This is a genomic window from Pseudoflavonifractor phocaeensis, from assembly GCF_038439875.1.
Lineage (GTDB): Bacteria > Bacillota > Clostridia > Oscillospirales > Oscillospiraceae > Vermiculatibacterium.
Map to the genome: position 1 here is coordinate 415,354 of NZ_JBCDMT010000005.1, position 23,513 is coordinate 438,866.

At 63.3% G+C, this 23,513-nt stretch carries 20 protein-coding genes and 1 riboswitch; of the genes, 9 read left to right on the top strand and 11 right to left on the bottom strand.

What is annotated here, in order from left to right; translation table 11 throughout:
* Window positions 1–174: 174 nt before the first annotated feature.
* Both AAEU42_RS11655 and AAEU42_RS11660 read right to left on the bottom strand, forming a co-directional pair.
* Window positions 175–1,032, bottom strand: a complete 858-nt coding sequence (locus AAEU42_RS11655; protein WP_342233729.1) for a YitT family protein — start codon at window positions 1,030–1,032, stop codon at window positions 175–177.
* A 339-nt stretch (window positions 1,033–1,371) separates the two neighbouring features.
* Window positions 1,372–2,997, bottom strand: coding sequence for an S-layer homology domain-containing protein (locus AAEU42_RS11660; RefSeq protein WP_342233730.1), 1,626 nt, complete (start codon window positions 2,995–2,997; stop codon window positions 1,372–1,374).
* A gap of 210 nt (window positions 2,998–3,207) precedes the next feature.
* On the opposite strand from AAEU42_RS11660, the gene AAEU42_RS11665 reads away from it, so the two are divergent.
* The 5 genes from AAEU42_RS11665 to AAEU42_RS11685 all read left to right on the top strand — a co-directional run bounded on the left by AAEU42_RS11665 (window position 3,208) and on the right by AAEU42_RS11685 (window position 9,496).
* Window positions 3,208–3,783: a xanthine phosphoribosyltransferase gene (locus AAEU42_RS11665; protein ID WP_342233731.1), complete on the top strand. Its 576-nt coding sequence runs from the start codon at window positions 3,208–3,210 to the stop codon at window positions 3,781–3,783.
* Window positions 3,784–4,389: 606 nt separating this feature from the next.
* The gene (locus AAEU42_RS11670; RefSeq protein ID WP_342233732.1) at window positions 4,390–5,634 is read left to right on the top strand and encodes a BMP family ABC transporter substrate-binding protein; all 1,245 of its coding nucleotides are present in this window, start codon (window positions 4,390–4,392) and stop codon (window positions 5,632–5,634) included.
* A gap of 183 nt (window positions 5,635–5,817) precedes the next feature.
* Entirely contained in the window at window positions 5,818–7,401 is a 1,584-nt protein-coding gene (locus AAEU42_RS11675) for an ABC transporter ATP-binding protein (protein ID WP_342233733.1), read from the top strand.
* Window positions 7,398–8,501 (top strand): ABC transporter permease, encoded by a 1,104-nt coding sequence (locus AAEU42_RS11680; protein ID WP_342233734.1) that lies wholly within the window; start codon window positions 7,398–7,400, stop codon window positions 8,499–8,501. Before AAEU42_RS11675 ends, AAEU42_RS11680 begins: the two co-directional genes overlap by 4 nt.
* Window positions 8,498–9,496, top strand: a complete 999-nt coding sequence (locus AAEU42_RS11685) for an ABC transporter permease (protein ID WP_425288213.1) — start codon at window positions 8,498–8,500, stop codon at window positions 9,494–9,496. The genes AAEU42_RS11680 and AAEU42_RS11685 overlap by 4 nt, the downstream gene beginning before the upstream one ends.
* 696 nt (window positions 9,497–10,192) lie before the next feature.
* On the opposite strand, the gene AAEU42_RS11690 is transcribed toward AAEU42_RS11685, so the two are convergent.
* The gene (locus AAEU42_RS11690; RefSeq protein ID WP_342233735.1) at window positions 10,193–10,759 is read right to left on the bottom strand and encodes a nucleotidyltransferase family protein; all 567 of its coding nucleotides are present in this window, start codon (window positions 10,757–10,759) and stop codon (window positions 10,193–10,195) included.
* Window positions 10,756–12,132, bottom strand: coding sequence for a dihydropyrimidinase (gene hydA / locus AAEU42_RS11695; RefSeq protein WP_342233736.1), 1,377 nt, complete (start codon window positions 12,130–12,132; stop codon window positions 10,756–10,758). The genes AAEU42_RS11690 and hydA overlap by 4 nt, the downstream gene beginning before the upstream one ends.
* 208 nt (window positions 12,133–12,340) lie before the next feature.
* Here hydA and xdhA point away from each other — a divergent pair, with 208 nt between their 5' ends.
* The 3 genes from xdhA to xdhC are packed head-to-tail and all read left to right on the top strand — an operon-like array spanning window position 12,341 to window position 16,059.
* Window positions 12,341–14,644 carry a xanthine dehydrogenase subunit XdhA gene (gene xdhA, locus AAEU42_RS11700; protein WP_342233737.1) on the top strand — a complete coding sequence of 768 codons (2,304 nt, stop codon included), beginning with the start codon at window positions 12,341–12,343 and terminating at the stop codon, window positions 14,642–14,644.
* A gap of 48 nt (window positions 14,645–14,692) precedes the next feature.
* Complete coding sequence (gene xdhB / locus AAEU42_RS11705) at window positions 14,693–15,574, top strand: xanthine dehydrogenase subunit XdhB (RefSeq protein ID WP_342233738.1); 882 nt, start codon at window positions 14,693–14,695, stop codon at window positions 15,572–15,574.
* A gap of 2 nt (window positions 15,575–15,576) precedes the next feature.
* Window positions 15,577–16,059 (top strand): xanthine dehydrogenase subunit XdhC, encoded by a 483-nt coding sequence (xdhC, locus tag AAEU42_RS11710; protein ID WP_425288217.1) that lies wholly within the window; start codon window positions 15,577–15,579, stop codon window positions 16,057–16,059.
* Window positions 16,060–16,233: 174 nt separating this feature from the next.
* Here the strand turns inward: xdhC and mutT are convergent, their stop codons facing one another.
* The 3 genes from mutT to AAEU42_RS11725 all read right to left on the bottom strand — a co-directional run bounded on the left by mutT (window position 16,234) and on the right by AAEU42_RS11725 (window position 19,104).
* Entirely contained in the window at window positions 16,234–16,638 is a 405-nt protein-coding gene (mutT, locus tag AAEU42_RS11715; protein WP_342233740.1) for an 8-oxo-dGTP diphosphatase MutT, read from the bottom strand.
* On the bottom strand, window positions 16,625–17,395 hold the full coding sequence (locus AAEU42_RS11720; protein WP_342233741.1) for an SRA domain-containing endonuclease: 771 nt from the start codon (window positions 17,393–17,395) through the stop codon (window positions 16,625–16,627). Before AAEU42_RS11720 ends, mutT begins: the two co-directional genes overlap by 14 nt.
* A 485-nt stretch (window positions 17,396–17,880) precedes the next feature.
* Window positions 17,881–19,104, bottom strand: coding sequence for a cation:proton antiporter (locus AAEU42_RS11725; RefSeq protein WP_342233742.1), 1,224 nt, complete (start codon window positions 19,102–19,104; stop codon window positions 17,881–17,883).
* A gap of 134 nt (window positions 19,105–19,238) precedes the next feature.
* Between AAEU42_RS11725 and AAEU42_RS11730 the strand changes: the two genes are divergently transcribed.
* Window positions 19,239–20,126: a LysR family transcriptional regulator gene (locus tag AAEU42_RS11730; RefSeq protein WP_342233743.1), complete on the top strand. Its 888-nt coding sequence runs from the start codon at window positions 19,239–19,241 to the stop codon at window positions 20,124–20,126.
* Window positions 20,127–20,188: 62 nt separating this feature from the next.
* Here AAEU42_RS11730 and AAEU42_RS11735 read toward each other — a convergent pair whose 3' ends face one another.
* From AAEU42_RS11735 to AAEU42_RS11750, 4 genes are all read right to left on the bottom strand, one after another.
* On the bottom strand, window positions 20,189–20,929 hold the full coding sequence (locus AAEU42_RS11735; RefSeq protein WP_342233744.1) for an amino acid ABC transporter ATP-binding protein: 741 nt from the start codon (window positions 20,927–20,929) through the stop codon (window positions 20,189–20,191).
* Window position 20,930: 1 nt separating this feature from the next.
* Window positions 20,931–21,809: an amino acid ABC transporter permease gene (locus tag AAEU42_RS11740; protein ID WP_342233745.1), complete on the bottom strand. Its 879-nt coding sequence runs from the start codon at window positions 21,807–21,809 to the stop codon at window positions 20,931–20,933.
* A gap of 110 nt (window positions 21,810–21,919) precedes the next feature.
* A complete protein-coding gene (locus AAEU42_RS11745) occupies window positions 21,920–22,846 on the bottom strand; it encodes a transporter substrate-binding domain-containing protein (protein WP_342233746.1) in 927 nt (308 codons plus the stop codon).
* A gap of 135 nt (window positions 22,847–22,981) precedes the next feature.
* Window positions 22,982–23,150, bottom strand: a riboswitch (Lysine riboswitch).
* A 68-nt stretch (window positions 23,151–23,218) separates the two neighbouring features.
* Window positions 23,219–23,494 (bottom strand): thioredoxin domain-containing protein, encoded by a 276-nt coding sequence (locus tag AAEU42_RS11750; protein ID WP_342233747.1) that lies wholly within the window; start codon window positions 23,492–23,494, stop codon window positions 23,219–23,221.
* Window positions 23,495–23,513: the final 19 nt, after the last annotated feature.

Genomic DNA, 23,513 nt, shown 5'->3' on the forward strand with positions numbered 1-23,513 from the left:
GTGCTTATCCCCCTTCTTCGAGCAGTAGACCTTCTACTAAAAAGGGAACCTGCGAGCAGGGCTACACCAAAAGACTTTTCTTTGGGGGTCTGGGGTGGTGTTTCTTTTCCTCGGGAAAAGAAATATCCCCCAGAACTGCGCACGTCTTGATGTGCACACAGTCAAACACCTTACTTACGCCCGGAGGAAGCCTTTGCCGAAAATCTCGCTGGAGTTGGTGATGAGCATGAAGGCGTTGGGGTCTGTTTGGCGCAGGTGGTTGCGCAGCTGGACCGCCTGGTGGCGGGAGAGGGCCGTCAGGATCACGTATTGGTCCTGGTGGGTGTAGGCGCCCTGGCCCTGCCAGACGGTGGCGCCCCGGCCCAGGGTTTCGGTGATATAGCGGCAGACCGGTTCCGGATCGTGGGTGACCACGGTGAAGGATTTGCGGCGGTTGAGGGACTCGATGACGCTGTCCACCAGGATGGATTTGAGGGCCAGGCCCAGCAGGGAGAAGAGGCCGGTCTCGATGTCGAAAATGAAGAGGGCGGCGGCGGCGATGAGGACGTCGGAGATCAGAAGGGCCCGGCCCACGTCCAGGCCGGTGAACTTCTTGAGGATCATGGCCATGATGTCGGTGCCGCCGGTGGAGGCGTCCAGGTTGAAGAGGATGGCCGAGCCCAGGGCCGGGAGGATGACGGCGAAGAAGAGCTCCAGCATTTTCTGGTCCGTCAGGGGGCCGTTGAGGGGGCAGACCCACTCCAAGGCCTGGACCAGGACGGAGTAGAGCAGGGAGCAGTAGACCGTCTTGAGGCCAAAGCCCCGGTTGAGGACCGCGAAGCCCAGGATCAGGTAGAGGACGTTGATGGCGGTGTTGATGACGCCGGGGGTGACCACGGTGGCGGGGATGAGCTGGCCCAGGAGGATGGACAGGCCGGAGACGCCGCCCATGGAGAAGTGGTTGGGGAATTTGAAGAAGTAGACGCCCACCGCCACCAGGGCGGAGCCTAAGGTCATGAGGGCGAATTCGTGGAGGCGGTGTTTTGGGTTCATGGGAGGTTACCTCGATTCGGAAGGTGATGGGGGGATTGGGGGGCGGCCCTCTCAGTCCGGCGAAGCCGGACACAGGGTGAATTGGCCCGGAGGGCCAGGAGAGGGTGGCCTGGGGTGCCCCCGGAGGGGGAGCCCTTGGCAATGAGCGGGGGCGGGTCCTTTTTACGTTCACGTTTTGCTTATTGAAAGGGGAGCGGGCGGATGATATCCGCCCCTACGGGGGTGCGGGGGACGGGGCATTGGCAAGTGACGGGGGCGGGAGGGCTTCCGGCGTTCCCCTCATCCGTCAGCCCTTCGGGCTGCCACCTTTCCCCCAGGGGAAGGCAAAGGGGCGCGGCGTCAGCGGGCGGAGAGGGTGGTCCAGACGTCGTAGTTGGGGATGTCCTTGTAGTCGGGGATGGTGCCCAGGCGCCAGACCGAGACGCTGGTGACGCCGAACATGCGGGCCAGCTGGAGCTTGTCGGCCACGCTCTGGGCGTCCTCGTACCAGAGCTTGTAGCGGCCGCCGTCCTCGGTGGTGTAGGTCAGGCAGGGGTTGTGGCTGGCCTCGTCCCAGACCCGGAGGGAGTCGGGCTGTTGAAGGCGTTTGGCGATGGTGTCCTTACCGGGGTGATAGAAGGTGGTGTCCAGCAGGAGGCCGTTTTCGTCCACGTGGAAGCCGGTGGTGTTGAAGGAGACGGCCAGGGCCGCCCGGCTTAGGTCCTGGACCCCGGTGGCGGGGTCGGTGAGGTGCTTGAGGGCGGTGTAGACCTGGTCGAAGGGGGTGACGGGGCAGTATGTATTGTCCGTGCCCACGTAGTAGTCGGGGATGGAGGACCACTGGTAGTCGTGGGCCATCAGGATGACCTTGTCGCAGGACTCGCCCAGGGACCGGTAGTCGTAGCCGCCGAACCAGGTGTCGGGCTGGACGCAGACGTAGAGGGACTGCTGGGCGGGGAGGGCGGAGCGGAGGGAGGCCATAAAGAGGGAGAAGTTCTCCCGCTGGTCGGTCTTGAGCCCCTCCAGGTCGATGGTGAGGCCGGAGTAGGGCCGGGCGGCGGCGGTCAGGCGGTTCACGGCCTCGGTCTGGAGCCCGGCGGCCACCAGGGAGGCGAAGGTGGAGGCCGAGGCGAAGACGTTCAGGTTGCAGGGGATGGAGTTGGCCGCCAGGCGGCCGGTGACCAGCTCAGAGCCCTCGGGCTTCACCCAGTCGTTGTTGTTGGCAGCGGTGTTGTTGACGGTAAGGGCCCCGTCGGTGTACTCCAGGCGGGCCCAGCCCACGCTGACGGCGTCCATGGCGTCGGTATAGTCCAGCTGGGAGAAGGAGGAGGTGGCGTAGAAGCCGTGGAGCCAGGAGGTGGAGGAGGTGTACCGCTCATAGCAGCGCACCAGCATGGCGGCCGCCTGCTCCCGGGGGGCGGAGAAGGTGGGGAGGAATTTCAGCTGGCCCTTTTCCTCCACGCCGTTGATGATGCCCAGGTCATAGGCGATGGAGATGTAGCCCTTGTCCGAGGAGACGTCGGGGAAGGGGAGGACGGTATTGGACAGGGATTGGGCCAGGCGGGTATAGCCCAGGGCCCGGACGAGCATCTGGGCCATCTCGGCCCGGCTGATGTAATCCTCGGGCCGGATGGAGCCGCCGGGGTCCAGCACGCCGTGGGCGGCGGCGGTCTCCATGGCGGAAAAGCCCCAGTAGTCGGCGGGGCAGTCGATGTAGGTGGGAGAGGCGGGGGCGGCGGCATCCCAGTCGAACATGCGGGTGAGGACGGTGACGAACTCCACCCGCTTCATGGGGTCCCCCACGCCGAAGCGGCCGTCGGGATAGCCGTTCATGAGGCCATAGGCCCCGGCCTTTTCGATGACCTCGGCGGCCCAGGTGTTTTCCGAGTCGGAATAGGCCCGGGCGGCGGGGGTGATGGGGGAGCAGGTGAGGGTGATCAGCGCCGCCAGAAAGGCGCTGGTGAAGCGGCGTTTTTGTTTGCCCATAGTTTTATGATCTCCTTTTCAGGCGGAAGGCGGATGAATACGGGGGTATTATAACAGGTTTCGACCATAAGGGCAATGAGATTCCGGGCACTTCCCCGCCGCCGCCGGCGGACGGGGCGGGGTTTGAAATCCGCCGCCCGGGGGGATTGCTTTTTCGAGCCGTTTCTTGTACAATGAAAGCACAGATGAGAGATTTGGGGAGGACGCGAGATGAAACTGCTGGAAGAGCGCATTCAGAAGGACGGAAAGATCCGCAACGGCGGAGCGGTATTGAAGGTGGACAGCTTTTTGAACCACCAGATCGACGTGAAGCTGTACAACGAGATCGGCAAGGAGTTCTTCCGGCTCTTTGGGGACGAGAAGGTCACCAAGATCCTGACCATCGAGGCCTCCGGCATCGGCATCGCCTGCATCGCCGGGCAGTACTTCGACGTGCCCGTTATCTTCGCCAAGAAGAGCAAGAGCAAGAACATCGACGGAAGCGTCTACACCTCCAAGGTGGAGTCCTTCACCCACGGGAAGGTGTACGACATCATCGTGGCCCGGGAGTTTTTGGGGCCGGAGGACCGGGTGCTCCTCATCGACGACTTTTTGGCCAACGGCTCCGCCCTCAACGGGCTGATCCAGGTGGTGAAGAGCGCCGGGGCCACCCTGGTGGGGGCCGGCATCTGTGTGGAGAAGGCCTTCCAGCCCGGCGGGGATCTGATCCGCGGGCAGGGCATCCGGGTGGAATCCCTGGCCCGGATCGAGAGTATGAGTGAGACGGAGGGCGTCACCTTCTGCTGAGAAGGAGCCAAAGGAGCGGGACCAGGGATTCCACCCGTCGGCGCGGGAGCGCCGTTAATTCGGAGCGAAGCGCAGAATTGCGCAGGGAGGCTTGGCCGACCGAGCATGTGAAATCCAGAGGGGGTCCCCGGCCGGCGGAGCCGGTTGGGGAGGTCCCTGGCCCGGATCGAGAGCATGAGTGAGACGGAGGGCGTCACCTTCTGCTGAGAAGGAGCCAAAGGAGCGGGACCAGGGATTCCACCCGTCGGCGCGGGAGCGCCGTTAATTCGAAGCGAAGCGGAGGATTGCGCAGGGAGGCTGTGCCGACCGAGCATGTGAAATCCAGAGGGGGTCCCCGGCCGGCGGAGCCGGTTGGGGAGGTCCCTGGCCCGGATCGAGAGTATGAGTGAGACGGAGGGGGTCACCTTCTGCTGAGCGCGTTTCGCGCGTGACAAGATTTTTTGCTGCCACAGGCGGCCTGGTTCAGGTCGTGATGAGTGGATGAGAAAAGGGCGAGCCAGAGCGGCGGCCCTTCTTTTCTGCTTTTCCACAGCGGAAATTCCGGCGATGGGGCCGTTTATATAACAAACCCAACCACAACGGAAGATTCATGAGGAGGAAAATGAAATGAAAAAGAAGTATTTGTCGCTGCTCCTGGCTGGGGCCCTTTCTCTGTCCCTGGCCGCCTGCGGCGGGCAGGGCGCCGAAGAGTCCAAGACCCCCGAGGCGTCCGCTCCCGCCCCGTCCGCCGCGGCGGAATCCGCCGCCCCCGAGGGCAAGACCATCAAGGTGGGCATGATCAACATCGGCGACGAGAACGACCAGGGCTACACCTACAACTTCATGCGGGGCAAGGAGGAGGCCACCAAGCTGCTGGCCGACCAGGGCATCAATGTGGAGTGGGTGGTCAAGAACAACATCAACGAGGACTCCTCCTGCGAGGACGCCAACATCGAGCTGGCCGACGAGGGCTGTGAGCTGATCATCAACACCTCCTACGGCTTCGAGCCCTTCATGCTGAAGGTGGCCCCCGACTATAAGGACATTCAGTTCGTCTCCTGCACCAACATGATGTCCGCCCTGGACGATCTGGACAACACCCACAACGCCTTCGCCAACATCTTCGAGGGCCGCTACCTGGCCGGTGTGGTGGGCGGTATGAAGCTCCAGCAGATGATCGACGAGGGGGAGATCAAGGAGGACGAGGCCCTCATCGGCTACGTGGGCGCCTTCCCCTACTCCGAGGTGGTCTCCGGCTTCACCTCCTTCTATCTGGGCGCCAAGAGCGTGTGCCCCAGCGCCACTATGCGGGTGAAGTACGTCAATTCCTGGTCCGACGCCCCCAAGGAGGCCAACGCCGCCAGCGCCCTGGCCGACGAGGGCTGCAAGCTCATCTCCCAGCACTCCGACAACACCACTCCCGCCACTTCCGCCCAGTCCGCCGGGGCCTTCCACTGCGGCTACAACAACGACATGACCGGCGTGGCGCCCGACGCCAGCCTGGTGTCCACCCGCATCGACTGGAGCGTGTACTTCGAGTACTGCATCAAGACCGTGGCCGAGGGGGGCCAGTTGGCCTCCGACTGGACCGCAGGCATGGGTGAGGGCGCCGTGGTGCTGACCCAGCTCAATGAGAAGATCGCCGCCCCCGGCACCGCCGAGAAGGTGGCCGAGGTGGAGAAGCAGATCGCCGACGGCACCATCCACCCCTTCCAGGGTCCCTGGACCGGCATCGGCACCGCCTTCGGCGCCGACGCCCCCGATACCAAGACCATGGCCGAGGGCGAGTTCTACGACGAGTCCAACGTGGCCGCCGGGGCCCCCTCCGCGCCCCAGTTCTACTGGATCATCGACGGCATCACCGAGGAGTGACCGGGGTATTCCCCGGGAAAATCGAGAGCGGGCCGCGCGCAGCGCGGCCCGCTCTCGCCGTAGGGCGGAGGCCGGGGCGGCCTTTCCCCGGCGGCTTCGGCGGATGGAAAAGATAAGCCGCGACGGCGCTTCGCGCCTGTGGTATAATGGACCCGAAGAATCCCCCGGGTGGGGGGAGAGAGGATGATAGCCTTGGAAACTATCAGCGGCATCCGGCTCAAGGGCATCACCAAGCGGTTCGGCTCGGTGGTGGCAAACGACGGGGTGGACCTGGAGGTCCGCCGGGGGGAGATCCTGGCCCTGCTGGGGGAGAACGGCAGCGGCAAGACCACCCTCATGAACATGATCGCCGGCATCTACCTGCCCGACGAGGGGCACATCTACATCGACGGCAGGGAGGTGTCCATCCGTTCCCCCAAGGACGCCTTCCGCTACCACATCGGCATGATCCACCAGCATTTCCTGCTGGTGGACGTGTTCACCGCCGCCGAGAATATCGTGCTGGGGCTGGACGAGAAGAGCAAGTTCGACACGAAAGCCATCGGCCGGAGGGTGCGGGAGATCAGCGAGAAGTACGGCTTCGACATCGACCCGGACCAGAAGGTGTACGACATGTCGGTGTCCCAGAAGCAGACGGTGGAGATCGTCAAGGCCCTCTACCGGGGAGCGGACACCCTCATCCTGGACGAACCCACCGCCGTGCTGACCCCCCAGGAGACCGACAAGCTCTTCGCCGTGCTGCGGAACATGAAGGAGGACGGCAAGGCCATCATTATCATCACCCACAAGCTCCACGAGGTGATGGATATCTCCGACCAGGTGGCGGTGCTCCGCAAGGGCAGGTACATCGGCACGGTGAATACCGCCGAGACCGACCCCCAACAGCTGACCAACATGATGGTGGGCCGGGCGGTGACCCTGAACATCGACCGGCCCCTGTGCGAGAGGCGCAACCTGCGGCTGGAGGTCAAGGACCTGACGGTGAAGAACGGCGAGGGGGTCAAAATGCTGGACGGCGTGTCCTTCCAGGCCTTCGGCGGGGAGATATTGGGCATCGCCGGCATCGCGGGCTCCGGCCAGAAGGAGCTTTTGGAGGCGGTGGCCGGGCTCCAGGGGGGGACGGGGAGCATCCTCTACTATCCCCCCGACCCCGGCGAGCCCATCGCCGGGCAGCACGTGCCGGTGGACCGGGACGGGGAGGAGCTGATGGGCAAGACCCCCGGGGAGATCCGGCGCATCGGCGTGGGGCTGGCCTTCGTCCCCGAGGACCGGCTGGGCATGGGCCTGGTGGGGGGCATGGGCATGGTGGACAACATGATGCTCAAGACCTACGGGGAGGCCAAGGGCTTCTTCGTGGACCGCAAGCCCCCCCGGGAGCTGGCCCGGAAGCTGGTGGAGGAGCTGGAGATCGTCACCCCCGGGGTGGACACCCCGGTGCGGCGGCTGTCGGGGGGCAACGTGCAGAAGGTGCTGGTGGGGCGGGAGATCGCCTCCTCCCCCACGGTGCTGATGACGGCCTATCCGGTGCGGGGGCTGGACATCAACTCTTCCTATACCATCTACCACCTCCTCAATGAGCAGAAGGAGAAGGGGGTGGCCGTGCTGCTGGTGGGAGAGGATCTGGACGTGCTGGTGGAGCTGTGCGACCGGGTGCTGGTGCTCTGCGGCGGCAAGGTCTCCGGCGTGGTGGACGGCCGGACCGCCACCAAGGAGGAGCTGGGGCTCTACATGACCCGGGTGGGCGGCGGAAAGGAGGGGGCGGAATGAACGAGACACAAAAGGCGCCCCTGTTCCGCCTGGCCAAGCGGGAGGGGCTCTCCCAGGGGAAGGCCATGGCCATCCGCCTGGCCTCCATCGTGCTGGCCCTGGTGGTAGGGGGCATTCTCATGGGGGCCCTGGGGAACAACCCCGTCCAGGCCTACGCCACCATCATCGACGGGGCCCTGGGCAAGCCCTCGGCCATCCGGCAGACGGTGAAAAATTTCATCCCCCTGCTGGGCACGGCCCTGGCCATCGCCCCCTGCTTCAAGATGAAGTTCTGGAACATCGGGGCCGAGGGGCAGATCACCGCCGGGGCCATCTGTTCCACCTACTTCGCCCTGTTCTGGGCGGACAAGCTGCCCCACGTGCCCCTGCTGCTGGTGATGGCCCTGGCGGGCATCCTGGGGGGCGGGCTGTGGGCCCTGATCCCAGCCTTTTTCAAGGCCCGCTGGGGCACCAACGAGACATTGTTCACCCTGATGATGAACTACATCATCATCGGGGTGGTGAAATGGCTCCAGGGCGGGCCCTGGGAGAAGGCTCCCAAGGGCTGCCAGCAGATCGCCCAGTTCGACGCCAACGCCGTCCTCCCCAAGGTCCTGGGGGTCTACTGCGGCTGGATCGTGGTGCTGGTGCTGACGGTGCTGATGTACGTCTACATGAAGCACACCAAGCACGGCTACGAGATCTCGGTGGTGGGGGAGAGCGAGAACACCGCCCGGTACGCCGGGATGAACGTGGGGAAGATCATCATGCGCACCATGTTCCTCTCCGGGGCCATCGCCGGGATGGTGGGCTTCCTGCTGGTGTCGGGGGCCAACACCACCCTCTACGACGGGGTGGCCAACAACGCCGGGTTCACCGCCATCACCGTGGCGTGGCTTGCCCAGCTCAACCCCTTCGGCATGGTGGGCATCTCCGGGATGCTGGCCATCCTCCAGAAGGGGGCGGACACCCTGGAGACCCGGATGGGGGTGCCCGTGTCCATCTCCGACATCATTACCGGCATCCTGCTGTTCTTCATGCTGGGGTGCGAGTTCTTCATCCGCTACCGGGTCATCGTCCGGGGCAGGGAGCCGAAGGCGGAACAGGAGGCGGCCAAATGAATGGATTTTTGAATATGTTCCTCATCCCCCTGCTCACCGCCGCCGTCCTCAACGGCACGCCCCTGCTGTACGGCACGGTGGGGGAGATCCTCACGGAAAAGTCGGGCAACCTGAACCTGGGCGTGGAGGGCATGATGTACATGGGTGGCGCCTTCGGCCTGGGGGCGGCCTTCTACTATGAAAAACTGGCCGGGGCGGCCACCTCGGGGCCCGTGGCCGTCGCGGTGGCCCTGGCCGCCGCCTTCGCCGCCGGGGCGGCGGGGGCCCTGGTGTTCAGCTTCCTCACCGTGACCCTCCGGGCCAACCAGAACGTGACGGGCCTGGCCCTCACCATTTTCGGCACCGGGGTGGGCCAGTTCATGGGCCAGTTCATGCGGGAGAAGGAGGGCGGATTCGTGGCCCTCAGCAACGCGCTGAAGGACGTGTTCCAGAAGTCTCCCTTCCCGGCGGCCCTCCAAGAGCTGCCCGTGGTGGGAAAGCTGGTGTTCGGGTACAACATCTTCGTGTATCTGGGCCTTGTGATGGCCATCGTGATGTGGTACTTCCTCGCCAGGACCCGGGCGGGGCTGAAGCTGCGGTCGGTGGGGGAGTCCCCCGCCACGGCGGACACGGCGGGTATCAACGTCACCCGGTACAAGTATCTGGCCACCATCGTGGGCGGCGGCATCTCCGCCATCGGGGGCATGGTGTTCATCATGACCATCGCCGGGGCGGTGTGGAACCACGAGGGGCTGTCCGGGGAGGGCTGGCTGGCGGTGGCGCTGGTCATCTTCTGCCTGTGGAGCCCCCTGCGGGCGCTGTGGAGCTCGGTGCTCTTCGGCGGGCTGATGATCCTCTATGTGCGGCTGGCCATCCCGTTCATTCCGGGGCAGCTGTATATGATCCTGCCCTACGTGGTGACGGTGGTGGTGCTTGTGGTGGTCTCCATGCGGCAGAAGCGGGAGAACCAGCCGCCGGCCAGCTTGGGGAGCGCCTATTTCCGGGAGGAGAGGTAGGGGGTTATTGGGGGGTGCCGCCTTTTGGAAGGCGGTACCGACAGGGGGGCCATCTTTTCCGCGTGGAAAAGATGGCCCCCCAGACCCCCCCCCAGAAAAGACGCCCGGAGGGGGATTTCGATTTCCCCCTCCGGGACCACCCCTTGAAACGACCAAAGGAGGGGCGCCTGTGGTTGCCCCTCCTTTGGAAACCTCCCCGAGTTGTCCATAAGAACGTGGGAAAACCCCGGGGCCGCACTTCGTAGCGGCCCCGGGGTTCGTTTGTAAAGGGCTTCCCCTGGGGTCTAGTGGCCCTTAGCGATAGCGTTAGGGCCACTTGATGCAAGCGAAGTCGTTGAAGCTGTCGAGCGTAGCGAGACTGATGAGGGGAACTTATCGGTTTTGCAGGGACTTTTCTATGTCCGCAGTTCCCCTCATCCGTCAGCCCTTTGGGCTGCCACCTTCCCCCAGGGGGAAGGCTAAGACCAACCATCTGTCAAGCACACGTCAGCGGCCGAGCGGCGCTAAAGGGACCACGTGTCGCACAGACGCTCCCGTGCTTTTCCCCCTATCTTCGGGCAGGAGACCTTCTACTAAAATGGGAATCTGCGAGCAGGTTTGCACCAAAAGACTTTTCTTTGGGGGTCTGGGGGACATTTCTTTTCCTCGGGAAAAGAAATGTCCCCCAGAAGGCCCCACGTCCCGACGTGCAGTCAATCAACGGTGAGGAGGAACATCCATATCCTCCAGCTCCGCCGGGGAAGCGGCCTCCACCAGCTGGAGAGCCTCCGGGTGGGACCGGAGGATGGGGGCGCCGCCGGTGTCGCCGGTGAGGGCCATCAGCTCGGGGAAGTAGGGGGCGGGGAAGATGACCGGGTTGCCCCGGCAGCCCCGGTGGGAGAGGGCGGTGATGCGGCCGGGCCGACGTTGGTGGGCGGTCAGGAGGGCTTTTACGCTCTCCTGGGTCAGGCGGGGCTGGTCACAGACCGAGAAGAGGACGGCGGCGGAGCCCTCCGCCACCGCCGCCAGGCCCAGGCGGAGGGAGAGGGACTGGCCCTCCTCCGGGGCGGGGTTGAAAACGGGGAGGTAGCCCGCCCCCTCCGCCGCCCGGAGGATCTCGTCGTAACAGCTCACCACCGCCGCCCGGTGGAAGAGGGGGGCGGGGAGGGCGGCGAAGGCCCGGCGGTAGAGGGGCAGGCCGTCCACGGGCTCCAGCAGCTTGTTGGAGCCGTAGCGGCGGGAGAGGCCGGAGGCCAGAAGGACGGCGGAGACCGGAGCGCTCATCGCCAGAACTGGGCCGGGCCCCGGGGGATGAACCGGCCCCGGCCCTCCAGAAGGAGGGCGCCGTCCCGGACCGCGGGCTCGCCGTTCAGGAGGACGGTGTCCACCCGGCCGGTGACGGGGGTGCCCTCGTAGGGGTCGTAGTCGCAGGCGGAATGGTTGGCGGACGCCTGAATACTACCAGTAGAATTGGGGTCATAAATTACAATATCACCGTCGGAACCCACCGCCAGGGCCCCCTTTTGGGGGTACATGCCGAAGAGCTTGGCCGGGTTGGAGGAGAGCAGCTCGGTCATGCGGGAGAGGGAGATCCGGCCCGCGGCCACGCCGTAGGTATAGAGGAGGCGCACCCGGTCCTCCACCCCGGGCATGCCGTTGGGGATCTTGGAGAAGTCCTCCCGGCCCAGGGCCTTAGTGGCGGTGGAAAAGGAGCAGTGGTCGGTGCCGATGGTATCCACGGCGCCGTCGGCCACCGCCTGCCAGAGGGCCTCCTTGTTTTCGGGGGAGCGGGCGGGCGGGGCAAAGATATATTTGGCGCTCTCAAAGCCGGGGAGGTGGTAGACGCTGTCGTCCAGCATGAGGTACTGGGGGCAGGTCTCCACGTAGAGCTTCTGGCCACGGGCCCGGGCGGCCCGGACCACCTCCAGGCCCCGGAGGGTGGAGAGGTGGACGATGTTGACGGGGACCCCGGCCAGCTCGGCGATGGTGAGGTAGCGGTTTACCGCCTCGGCCTCCACGGCCGGGGGGCGGGCATCCGGGTGGGCGTCGGGGCCCAGGCGGCCCGCCGCCTTCTGGGCGGCGATGCCCTCGTCCACCAGCTCGCCGTTTTCGCAGTGGCAGCCCACCACGCCCCCCTCCCGGCCGATGGCCCGGATGGCCTCGTAGGCCACGGTGTCCGAGACCCGCATGGCGTAGGCCAGGTAGATCTTATAAGAGGTGATGCCCTGGGCGGTCATCCGGGGCAGCTCGGCCCGGATGGCGTCGTTCCAGTCCTTGATGGTCATGTGGAAGGAGTAGTTGCAGCAGGCCCGCCCGTCGGCCCGGCCGTGCCAGGTATCCAGGGCGGACTGGAGGGAGGCCCCCCGGGCGGGCTCGGCGAAGTCCAGGACGGTGGTGGTGCCGCCGCAGAGGGCCGAGCGGGTACCGGTGGCCCAGTCGTCGGCGGTCTGGTTGGGCAGGCCCTTGTTCATCTCGAAATGGGTGTGGGTGTCGATGAAGCCGGGAAAGACCAGCTTGCCTGCGCAGTCGATGACCTGGCTGTCCTGGGGGGGCAGGCGGTCGGCGATGGCGGTGATGACGCCCTTTTCCACCCGGAGGTCGCCCTTCCGGGGGCCGTCGGGGAGGACCAGGGTGCCGTTTTGGAGGAGGATGGACATGGGATCGCTCCTTTCTGTTGATCCGCGGAACTGAAATGGTGGGTTCATTGTACACCGGAGGGTGGGGGAGGTCAAGGGAGGGAGAGGGACGGAGGACGGCCCGGCCCTGGAAGCCCAGGGAAAATAAATTTTTTTGGAAACTGACTTTCTTTTTTGCATGGGATGGGTTACAATGATGGCAATGAAACCGTGCGAAGGAGGTTTTTTTGTGGAAGTTGGCAAAAGCATGATCCGGGTGGACGCCGCCGACAAGGCCGCCGGACGGGCCAAGTACACCGACGACATGATCCCCCGGCCCCATCTGGTGGCCAAGATCCTGCACAGCACCATCGCCAACGGGCGGGTGAAGGCCATCCACACCGAGGAGGCCATGAAGCTCCCCGGCGTGGTGAAGATCGTCACCTGCTTCGATGTGCCGGATATCCAATACCCCACACCGGGGCATCCCTGGAGCGTGGAGGAAGCCCACCAGGACGTGTGCGACCGGAAGATGCTCACCGACCGGGTCCGCTACTACGGTGACGACGTGGCCGCCGTGGTGGCCGAGGACGAGATCACCGCCCAGAGGGCCCTGCGGGCCATCCGGGTGGAATATGAGGAGTGGGAGCCGGCGCTGGATCCCCAGGCGGCCATGACCCCCGGGGCGGCGGCGGTCCACGACGAGCACCCCGACAACGTGCTGCGGCATATGGACCTGCAGATCCTCAGCGAGGGGGCCCAGGTGAAGAACGCGGAGGAGGTGCTCTCCGACCCCCAGTACCTCCACTTTTCCGGCCACTACGCCACCCAGATGGTCCAGCACTGCCACATCGAGCCCGCCGTGTCCTACGCCTACATGGAGGGCGGGCGCATCGTGGTGGTGTCCTCCACCCAGATCCCCCACATCGTGCGGCGGGTCTGCGGCCAGGCCCTTGGCATCGGCTGGGGTGATATCCGGGTCATCAAGCCCTACATCGGCGGCGGCTTCGGCAACAAGCAGGAGGTGCTGTACGAGCCCTTGAACGCCTTCCTCACCCGTGCGGTGGGGGGCCGGTGCGTGAAGCTGGAGCTGACCCGGGAGGAGGTATTCCAGAACACCCGCTCCCGCCACGCCATCTCCATGGACGTGGAGGCGGCGGTGGGGAAGGATATGCGCATCATGGCCCGGCGGACCAAGGCTATCTCCGACCAGGGCTCCTACGCCTCCCACGGCAACGCCATCGTGGCCAACACCATCACCGGCTTCCGCCAGTGCTATCCCGACGCCCTGGCCCACCACGCGGAGGCCTTCACCGTCTATACCAACCTTCCCGCCCCCGGCGCTATGCGGGGCTACGGCATCCCCCAGAGCTGCTTCTTCTCCGAGTGCTTCATGGACGACGTGGCCAGGGAGATGGGCTGGGACCCCTACGCCTTCCGCATGAAGAACATCATGCCCCTGGGCTACGTAGACCCCACCAACGGCATCACCTGCCACTCCACGGCCCTGCGGGAGTGCATGGAGAAGGGCAAGGAGTTCATCCACTGGGAGGAGCTGCGGGAGAAATACCGGGACCAGACCGGGCCGGTGCGCCGGGGCGTGGGCATGGCCATCTTCTCCTATAAGACCGGCGTGTGGCCCATCTCCCTGGAGACCGCCGCCGCCCGGATGGTGCTGAACCAGGACGGGTCGGTCCAGCTCCAGCTGGGGGCCACCGAGATCGGCCAGGGGGGGGACACCGTGTTCACCCAGATGGCCGCCGAGGCCGCCGGGTTCCCCTCCGGGCGGGTACATATCGTCTCCAGCCAGGACACCGACACCGCCCCCTTCGACACGGGGGCCTACGCCTCCCGGCAGACCTACGTCACCGGCATGGCCATCAAGCAGACCGGGGAGGAGTTCAAGGGCAAGATCCTGGACTACGCCGCCGAGATGCTGGAGCGGCCCGCCGGAGAGCTGGACGTGCGGGAGGGGGAGATCGTGGACGCCGGGACCGGGGAAGTGGTTTTGAAGATGTACGATCTGGCCCAGGAGGCCTTCTACTCCTTCCGCCACTCGGTCCACATCGCCGCCGAGGGGACCCACCAGTGCAAGGACAACACCTTCGCCTTCGGCTGCTGCTTCGCCGAGGTGGAAGTGGATATCCCCCTGGGGAAGGTGACGGTGCTTCAGATCGTGAACGTCCACGACTCGGGCAGGCTTATCAACCCCAAGCTGGCCGAGGCCCAGGTCCACGGGGGGATGTCCATGGGACTGGGCTACGCCCTGTCCGAGGAGATGAAGTTCGACGGCAAGGGGCGGCTTTTGAACGGCAACCTGCTGGACTACAAGCTGCCCACCGCCATGGACCACCCCGAGCTCCACGCCCTCTTTGTGGAGAGCGACGACCCCTCCGGTCCCTTCGGGAACAAGGCTCTGGGAGAGCCCCCGGCCATCCCGGTGGCTCCGGCGGTGCGCAACGCCCTGCTCCACGCCACGGGGGTGGCGGTGAACCGCCTGCCCCTGAGCCCCCAAAAGCTGGTGGAGGAGTTCACCAGGGCGGGGCTGATCTGAGCAGCGGCCCGTTTGAACAGACAACCTTGATTACAAAGGGGTGTTATCGTGTACGATATTACATCTATTTATCAGGCCAAGAGCGTGGATGACGCCATTGAGGCCTTGCAAAGGGACCCCCAGGCCATCGTCATCGCCGGGGGCACCGACGTGCTCATCAAGATTCGGGAGGGGAAGGACGCCGGGTGTTCCCTGGTGTCCATCCACGAGCTGAAGGAGGAGCTGGAAGGGGTGGCGCTGGCCCCCAACGGCGACGTGGAGATCGGGCCCCTGACCACCTTCCGGGGCTGCACCTTCAGCGACGTGATCCGCGGGACCGTCCCCGTGCTGGGGGAGGCCGCCGATATGGCGGGCGGGCCCCAGCTCCGGGCGGCGGGGACCCTGGGGGGGAACCTCTGCAACGGCATCACCTCCGCCGACACCGCCTCCACCCAGATGGCCTTCGGAGCCGTCCTGCGGGTCAAGGGGCCCAAGGGAGAGCGGGAAATCCCCATCGACCAGTGGTACAAGGGCGTGGGGAAGGTGGCGCTGGAGCCGGGTGAGCTGCTCGTCAAGATCGTCATTCCCAAGGATCACTATGAGGGCTGGAGCGGACACTATATCAAGTACGCCATGCGAAACGCCATGGATATCGCCACCCTGGGGGTGTCCTGCCTGGTGAAGCTGTCGGCGGACAAGGCCAGGGTGGACAGCCTGCGGCTGGCCTTCGGCGTGGCCGGGCCGGTGCCCTTCCGGTGCCTGGAGACCGAAAAGGCCATGGCGGGGCTGCCCATTGGGGAGGCCATCGAGAAAATCGGCGCCGCCGCCCTGGCGGAGGTCAATCCCCGGGACAGCTGGCGGGCCTCCAAGGCCTTCCGGCTCCAACTGGTGGAAGAGCTGTCGGGCCGGGCTCTGGCCGAGGCCGCCCGGAAAGGGGGCGCGAAGGTATGAGCATGGAAATTTTGAAGTGTATCGTCAACGGCCGGGACGTAGAGGTGGGCATCGACCCCCGGGAGTCCCTGGCCGACACCCTGCGGGAGCGGCTGGGCCTGACCAGCGTGAAGAAGGGCTGCGAGGTGGGGGAGTGCGGCGCCTGCACCGTCCTGGTGGACGGGGAGGCCATCGACTCCTGTATTTACCTGTCGGTGTGGGCCCAGGGAAAGAAAATACTCACCGTAGAAGGGCTCCAGGATGAAAACGGGGAGTTGTCACCCATTCAGAAGGCCTTCGTGGAGGAGGCCGCCATCCAGTGCGGGTTCTGCACGCCGGGCATCATCATGTCGGCGGTGGAGATCGTGGGCAGCGGGAAGCAGTACACCCGGGAGGAGCTGCGCAAGCTCATCTCCGGGCATCTGTGCCGGTGCACCGGGTATCAGAATATCCTCAGCGCCGTCGAGCGGGCGGTGAATGAGGCCCATAAGTTTGTGGGGAAGTAGGAACTGGTTAAACGGCGAAGATGTTCTACTGTGACACCCACTTAGGGAACGAAAGAAGTGGCTTTCAAGCTAATTTCATTAACTTGAGGTTTTGAACGAAAAGAAGCGAGGCCACCTATCTGTTCACAATGGAACAGATAGGTGGCCTCTTTTGTAATTGTTTGATTGTAAAATTCATTCGGAAAGGGTATACAATAGGTTATGTTCTAATTGCAGCATCTTTTTGTCTGCCGGGCAGAACTCATACTGAGCAATTTCATCTGGTGTAATCCAGGCTATTGCGTTATGCTCTTTCTTTTCCAGCGTTCCTGCAATCATATTGCACAAGTAGAAGTGTAGATGTATGGTATAATCGGGGGCGTCGTATATAATGTCTGTCAGTTTACGCTCTACATTCAACGTGATACCGAGCTCCTCCTGACATTCTCGAACGATACACTGTTCGCCGGTTTCGCCCATTTCAATCTTACCGCCGGGGAATTCCCACAGCAAGCCGCAACTTTTGCTCCTCGGACGCTGACAAATAAGAACTTTGCCGTTTTGCCGGATCACGGCTGCTGTGACTTCAAGCCAGTTCATCTGTTAACACTTTCCTTAGGCGGAATTTATATTCTTTACGGGGACTGCCAGTTTCATCGTTCTCTTCTTCATACGTATAATCTACCAGCTCAAAAATGCCCTGATAATAATATTCTTGTGGAGAAAACTTAACAAATAGGTGAATTTGTTTGCCATCAAGAGCGGCGTTCTTTAGTGCGAGGTTCCCCTTAGCCATAGCTTGGTCGCCGGTTTTTCCTTCACCGGAATAGAGGTAGTCACCATCTGCCGTCCATTTGTCGTGATACACAAATTTACCGCCGGATCTACCAATGGAAGAAATCAGAATAACAGTGGTGTCTGTCGGATTAATGCCCCTGCCAAAACCAGAAATTTTGATTCCAAACTGATCCTCAACCTGCCGGTATGTTAGAATAGGTTGTCTTGCCAGCTTTTCAGCATGGTAATCCTCAGAGAACATGTCATCGATCTTCTTTATCTTATTTGACTTTGGAGGTGTAGCCGCTATTGTAATACGCCGTTGTTCCTCGATGGTTTTGCGCGCAAGTTCATCCTCCTGGCGCTGCTGCACAGCCATCCTCTGAGCCTCTTTGATGTCTTTCGCAATTAAAGATTGGATTTGAATATCCTCTGCTCTAAGAAATTGATCAAATGCTTGAGGATACACGAATCTGGCGGTTTTGGATGCAAACTCAACAGTTGTGCAATTCCCCTCTTGTCCGGTAATCACACCTGTTCCAAATGTTGTATGTTTTACTTTTAGTCCGATCAGATCCATGATGCTGCTCCTTTATGCGCGATTTGGTTCGACCCTTGCAACACACAAAATGATATATATGATATATCATAACATATATTTGCTAATACTTCTAGATCCGTCAACGACGTTTCTGATGTCACGCTTTGATGGGGCAGGACGGATCTTCAAGCAAGACCATGTTAGTGCCTGAGCGGCACTGGGGGGATAACGTGTCGTACACACGCACCCGTGCTTTCCCCCTATCAGCGGACAGTAGACTGACTACTAAAAAGGGAATCTGCGAGCAGATTTGCGCCAGAGACTTTTCTTTGGGGGTCTGGGGCCGCAGCGTTTAGAAAATGCGCCGGTGGCGCATTTTTAGCGGAGGCTGGCCGGCTATGCCGGACAGGTTAACCTTCCATGAGACCGAAAAGAAACGCCACCCAGAAGGACGCACCTTTCGAGGAGCAAGCAGGCATCAATAAAAGCCGCCTTCCCTGGCGCCAGGGAAGGCGGTTTCTGTTTTATACCGGCGTTTCCGTCTCTTCCGGCACCTCTTTTACTAAAGTATGGGAGAGGAACAGCGAGGCCTTGGCGCAGGCGGGGCCCACCAGCTCGTAGAGGACGCCGGAGGAGAGGATGATGGTGGACACCAGCGACCCGGAGGGGCCGGGGAGGAGCCGCTCGGCCAGGACGGCCAGGCCGATGGAGACCCCGGCTTGGGGAATGAGGGCCAGGCCCAGGTAACGGCGGGTGGGTGTGGGGGCGTGGGTAATGGCGCAGCCCAGCCAGGCGCCGGCGTATTTGCCCAGGATGCGCACGAAGAAGTAGACCAGGCCCACCACCCCTGCCGTGGCCAGCATGGGGACCTGGAGCCGGGCCCCTGAGAGGACAAAGAAGAGCAGGAGAATGGGAGGCGTGGCGCTGCCCACCTGGTCAAAGGTCTTTTTTCTGCCCCCGGCGTTGATGTAGGCGGTGCCCACCGCCATGCAGGACAGGAGGGGGGAGACCCCGGCGGCGGAGCAGAGCCCCGTGACGGCCAGGAGGGCGGCCACCACCAGGATGAGGCGGTGGTCCCGGGTGCGGGGGTCGGCGGTTTTGGAGAGGATCAGGCCCACCAGGACACCCCCGGCGATGGAGAGCAGGCTGAAGAGGATGGGCTTCAGGATGGCCAGGGGGTGAAGGCGGGCGCCCCCCTCGGCGGAGACCACGGCGGTGCATACGCTGAAGGCGATGAGGCACACGGCGTCGTCCAGGGCCACCACCTCCAGGATGGTGTTGACGAAGGGGCCCTTGGCCCGGTACTGGCGGATGGTCATGATGGTGGAGGCCGGTGCGGTGGCCGAGGAGATGGCCCCCAGCAGGAGGGAGAAGGGGAGGGAGAGGCGGAAGAAAAAGACCATCACCAGGGTGACCAAGGCGAAGGCGGCCAGGGACTCAAAAATGGTGACCACGATGACCCCCGGACCGTTGGATTTGAGCTTGTTCCATTTAAAGTAGCGGCCCACGCCGAAGGCGATGAAGGCCAGGGCCACGTCGGTGATGAAGTCCATGCCCTGGATGACCTCCAAAGGCAGAAGATTCAGGGCGTAAGGCCCGATGGCGACCCCCGCCAGGATATAGCCGGTGACGTCGGGCAGGTGGAGCTTTTTTGTGACCCGGGTGGCCAGGAAGCCGGCCAGGAGCATGATGGCGAGGGAGAGGGTGACACGGGCCGTGGGGGCCGTGAGGGCATCCAGATGAAGCATGACGGAAGTCTCCTTTCAGGAAGGGAATTGGTTCCTTCCTTCCGATCGCTTGATTATAGGGGCAGAGCGTGATAAAATCAAATCATAATATTTAAGACTGACATAAATATTTAGAATGGAATGGGGAAAGCGCCATGATCGATGTCAAAGTAAAGACTTTGCTGACGGTGGTGCGGGCGGGCAGCTTTACCAAGGCGGCGGAGGAGCTGGGGCTGACCCAGCCCGCCGTGAGCCACCACATCAAGCAGCTGGAGGAGGAATTCGGGGTCAGGATCTTCCAGCGCGGGGGCCGGGAGCTTACGGTGACAGCGGAAGGGGAGATCCTGCTCAAATACGCCGGGCGGCTGACGGCGGTGGACCAGAACTGCCGCCAAAGCCTGGAGGACTACCGCCGGCAGGCCCGGCACCTGAACATCGGCATCACCCGGACGGCGGCGGAGAACCTGATGACCCAAGTGCTGGCCCGCTACTGTGACGAACATCCCAAAACACATATGAATATTATTACGGATACCATTCAGAATCTTTATACTAAGCTGGGACTGTACGAGCTGGACCTGGCCATTGTGGAGGGGGTGCTGCCCAACAGCCAGTACCGGTCGGTGCTGCTGGACACGGATTACCTGTGCCTCGTGGTCTCCCCGGAGCATCCCTTTGCCGGGCGGCAGAGCGTGCTGCTCCGTGAGCTGCGTGGGGAGCGGCTCATCCTGCGGCCCCCCACGGCGGGGACCCGGATGCTCTTTGAAAACTTCCTGGCGGGGCACGGGGAGAGCCTGGAGAATTTCAACGTGATGATGGAGATGGACAACATCGCCATGATCAAGAACCTGGTGGCCATGGACCTGGCGGTGTCGGTCATCGCCCACAGCGCGTGCCGGGAGGAGCTGCGTGCCGGGCGGCTGGTGTCCGTGCCCATTGAGAACGCCAGCATGACCCGGGAGATCAACATGGTGTACCACCACGATTTCAACCACATGGATCTGCTGGAGGAGCTGCGGGGGATCTACGCCAAGGTGGACTGATCCGGCGGCGAAGGAAAGAAAAAGGCCCGGCGGTCATAAGACCGCCGGGCTTTTTTGTATATTCAGCTGTTGCGGAAGCGGGAGAGGAACTCCTGGGTGCGGGGGTTTTGGGGGTCCTGGAACAGCTGGGCGGGGGGGCCCTCCTCGGCGATGACCCCGTCGGCCATAAAGACCACGTGGTTGCTGACGTCCCGGGCGAAGGCCATCTCGTGGGTGACCACGATCATGGTCATGCCCGCCCGGGCCAGGTCCCGCATGACGGCCAGGACCTCCCCCACCATCTCCGGGTCCAGGGCGGAGGTGGGCTCGTCAAAGAGGAGGACCTCCGGCTCCATGGCCAGGGCCCGGGCGATGGCCACCCGCTGCTTCTGACCGCCGGAGAGCTGGCGGGGCTTGGCGTTGATGTAAGGGGCCATGCCCACCTGCTCCAGGTACTTCATGGCGTTCTGCCGGGCGGCCTCGGCGTCCTTTTTCAGCACCTTGCGCTGGCCCACGGTGCAGTTGTCCAGCACCGACATATTGCTGAAGAGGTTGAAGGACTGAAAGACCATGCCCACCTTGGAGCGGTAGGCGGTGGGGCTCACCCCCCGGGCGGCCACGTCCTTGCCGTGGAAGCGGATCTCCCCGGAAGTGGGGGTCTCCAGCAGGTTGACGCACCGCAGAAGGGTGGACTTACCCGAGCCGGAGGGGCCGATGACGGTGGTCACGTCCCCGGAGGAGACGGTGAAGTCGATGTCCCGCAGGACCACGTTGGCGCCGAAGGATTTGGAGAGGTGGCGCACTTCCAGAATAGGCTCACTCATGTCAGCGGTCTCCTCTCGTACGGCCGTGTTTTAGGTCTTGCTGGAGCCGGTCCCGGTACTCCTTGCTGTGCTCGTCAAAGGGGGTGCCCCGGTCGGGGTGGGCGTAGGTGCCAGAGGTCATGGTCAGGGGGTCGGCCAGGGCCAGATCGAAGTTGGCGGGGCCGTCCATCCGCTTTTCCACCCAGCGCAGGATGAAGGAGGCGATCAGGGTCATGGTCAGGTAGCCGATCATCTCGATGGCGGCGGAGGGGAAATAGAGGTAGGAGGCTCCTACGGCCGTGCGGTGGACGGAGAAGAACTCGGTGAAGCTGATGATGAACATGACCGAGCTGTCCTTGATGTTGATGATGAAGTTGTTGCCGATCTGGGGCATGATGTTCCGAAGGGCCTGGGGCAGGATGACGCTGGTCATGGTCTGAAAGTGGTTCATACCGATGGCCTTGGCCCCCTCGGTCTGGCCCGGGTCCACCGAGATGATGCCGCCCCGGACCGACTCGGCCATGTAGGCGCCGGTGTTCACCGACACCACCACGATGGCCGCCAGCCACACGTTGCTGCCGAAGCTGACGGCGTTGGCGGTGAAGTAGGGCAGGCCGTAGTAGACGAACACAGCCTGGAGCACCATGGGCGTGCCCCGGAACACCTCCACGTAGATCCGCAGGATGACCCGGACAAGGCCCAGGAAAAACCGCTTGAAGGGGTTGTCGGTCTTGGCGTGGGGGATGGTCTGCAGAATGCCGCATGCCAGGCCGATGATACAGCCGATGACCGTGGCCACCAGGGCCAGGATAATGGTATTGCGGATACCCTCCAGATAGGCTGTGCCGTAACCGGCCCACAGCTTGGAAATATCTCTTCCCAGTTGGGCGAAAACGTTCATGGGCTTTCATGCCCCTTTCTTGCGTCATGGATATACGGGCGGCGCTGTCACGCCGCGGGTTGGACGCATGGGGCGGATACGCCCCCGCGCCTACCCTCCGCGCTTCTTTGTTACTCGCCCAAAGGCTGGACGGCGATGGCCTGGGCCATCAGGTCGTTGAAGTCGTCGGCGGTCATGGTGGACAGCACGCTGTTCATGGCCTCCTTCAGCTCGGTGTTGCCCTTGCGCATGGAGATGCCGATGTTGATCTCCCCCTCGTCGGCCACGAAGTTGTCATCGGAGCCGGTGAAGTCCAGGATGGTCATATCGGGGTAGGCGGCCACGGCGCCCTGGGCGGTGGGCATGTCGGTGCAGACGTAATCCACCATGCCGGTCTCCAGCGCCATGAGCATGGCGGGGGCGGTCTCGGCGGCGGTCTGGACCTTGGCGCCCTCGATCTGGGGGAGCATGTCGTTGTACCAGATGGTGGCGATCTGGGCGGTGCAGGTGCCGCCGGTCAGGTCGGAAATGCCCTTGGCGGAGGCGAAGGGGCTGTCCTTCTTGGTGACGCAGACGATGGAGGCGTAGAAGTAGGGCCCGGCGAAGTCCACCTGCTCGGAGCGCTCCTCGGTCATGGACTGGCCGGCGATGACGGCGTCAAAGATGCCGGTCTGGACGCCGGGGACCAGGGAGTCCCAGTCGGACTGGATGATCTCCAGCTCCCAGCCGTTGGCCTCGCAGAGCTTCTTGGCCATCATCACGTCGTAGCCGTTGGCGTACTGGCTGCTGCCCTTGATAGGCACAGCGCCGTTGGAGTCGTCGTTCTGGGCCCAGTTGTAAGGGGCGTAGGCGCACTCCATGGCGATGGTGAGGACGCCGTCCTCTACGCCGGAGGAGACGGCGGCGGCGGAGGGCGCGGCGGACTCGGCGGCGGCGCTCTCGGCGGGGGCGGAGGGGGCGGCGCTCTCGGTGGTGGTCCCGCCGCCGCAGGCGGTGAGGGTCAGGGTGAGGGCCAGGGCCAGGGGCAGGCCCACGCGGGTCATCTTCTTTTCATTCATAAACTTTTTACCTCGCTTCTCCAATTAAAATCCTGTCTTGCCGTAAAAAAAACGTGAACGCTTTCCGGAGAAAGCGTTCACGAAAAAGCAAGCTGAGTTTTGCGGGAGCGGCATAAGGAGCCCCCCTCGATGCAGTCTCATGATAGCGCTTCACACACGGTGACAGTCCGGCGGGTATTTCCCGGCGGCCCAGGTAAGCGGCGGCAGGCACCTTCGCTTCCTTCGGCGGCGCTCCCTTTCCTCCCCGGCGGCTTGCCTGGCCTTGCCGGAGGGTACTCATGAGAACCGCGCCTCTATCAGATTATAGATTGGGTGTTATAGTATCACTGTTTTTCGGAGGTGTCAAGGGGCGGCGGAGAAAATTCTTTGGGTTCAGCTCTTGACCGGCTCTCCCGCGGCCAGGCGGAACACCTTCTCCACGTCCGCCCGCTCGGCGTGGCCCTCGTGGACCTTCTGGCCGTCCACGTAGTAGGTGGGCACGTAATAATAGTCGAACTGGTCGGCGAAGGCGGGTTCCCTGGTCTCGTCCACGATCTTCAAGGGGATGTCCCGCCACTCGGGATGGTCGGCGAAGAGCTGGTCCTGGAGTTGGAGGGCCAGCCTGCAGTGGGGGCAGCCCGCCATGACGAAGAGGAGAATGTCTTTCATATCATATCGTCCTTTCTTA

Coding starts and splice junctions, on each gene's coding strand:
- AAEU42_RS11690 (WP_342233735.1), bottom strand. CDS start 10,759: ATGAGCGCTCCGGTCTCCGCCGTCCTTCTGGCCTCCGGCCTCTCCCGC.
- AAEU42_RS11655 (WP_342233729.1), bottom strand. CDS start 1,032: ATGAACCCAAAACACCGCCTCCACGAATTCGCCCTCATGACCTTAGGC.
- AAEU42_RS11725 (WP_342233742.1), bottom strand. CDS start 19,104: ATGCTTCATCTGGATGCCCTCACGGCCCCCACGGCCCGTGTCACCCTC.
- mutT (WP_342233740.1), bottom strand. CDS start 16,638: ATGAACTGGCTTGAAGTCACAGCAGCCGTGATCCGGCAAAACGGCAAA.
- AAEU42_RS11680 (WP_342233734.1), top strand. CDS start 7,398: ATGAACGAGACACAAAAGGCGCCCCTGTTCCGCCTGGCCAAGCGGGAG.
- AAEU42_RS11685 (WP_425288213.1), top strand. CDS start 8,498: ATGAATGGATTTTTGAATATGTTCCTCATCCCCCTGCTCACCGCCGCC.
- hydA (WP_342233736.1), bottom strand. CDS start 12,132: ATGTCCATCCTCCTCCAAAACGGCACCCTGGTCCTCCCCGACGGCCCC.
- AAEU42_RS11735 (WP_342233744.1), bottom strand. CDS start 20,929: ATGAGTGAGCCTATTCTGGAAGTGCGCCACCTCTCCAAATCCTTCGGC.
- AAEU42_RS11750 (WP_342233747.1), bottom strand. CDS start 23,494: ATGAAAGACATTCTCCTCTTCGTCATGGCGGGCTGCCCCCACTGCAGG.
- AAEU42_RS11660 (WP_342233730.1), bottom strand. CDS start 2,997: ATGGGCAAACAAAAACGCCGCTTCACCAGCGCCTTTCTGGCGGCGCTG.
- AAEU42_RS11670 (WP_342233732.1), top strand. CDS start 4,390: ATGAAAAAGAAGTATTTGTCGCTGCTCCTGGCTGGGGCCCTTTCTCTG.
- AAEU42_RS11720 (WP_342233741.1), bottom strand. CDS start 17,395: ATGGATCTGATCGGACTAAAAGTAAAACATACAACATTTGGAACAGGT.
- AAEU42_RS11665 (WP_342233731.1), top strand. CDS start 3,208: ATGAAACTGCTGGAAGAGCGCATTCAGAAGGACGGAAAGATCCGCAAC.
- AAEU42_RS11730 (WP_342233743.1), top strand. CDS start 19,239: ATGATCGATGTCAAAGTAAAGACTTTGCTGACGGTGGTGCGGGCGGGC.
- xdhC (WP_425288217.1), top strand. CDS start 15,577: ATGGAAATTTTGAAGTGTATCGTCAACGGCCGGGACGTAGAGGTGGGC.
- AAEU42_RS11740 (WP_342233745.1), bottom strand. CDS start 21,809: ATGAACGTTTTCGCCCAACTGGGAAGAGATATTTCCAAGCTGTGGGCC.
- AAEU42_RS11675 (WP_342233733.1), top strand. CDS start 5,818: ATGATAGCCTTGGAAACTATCAGCGGCATCCGGCTCAAGGGCATCACC.
- AAEU42_RS11745 (WP_342233746.1), bottom strand. CDS start 22,846: ATGAATGAAAAGAAGATGACCCGCGTGGGCCTGCCCCTGGCCCTGGCC.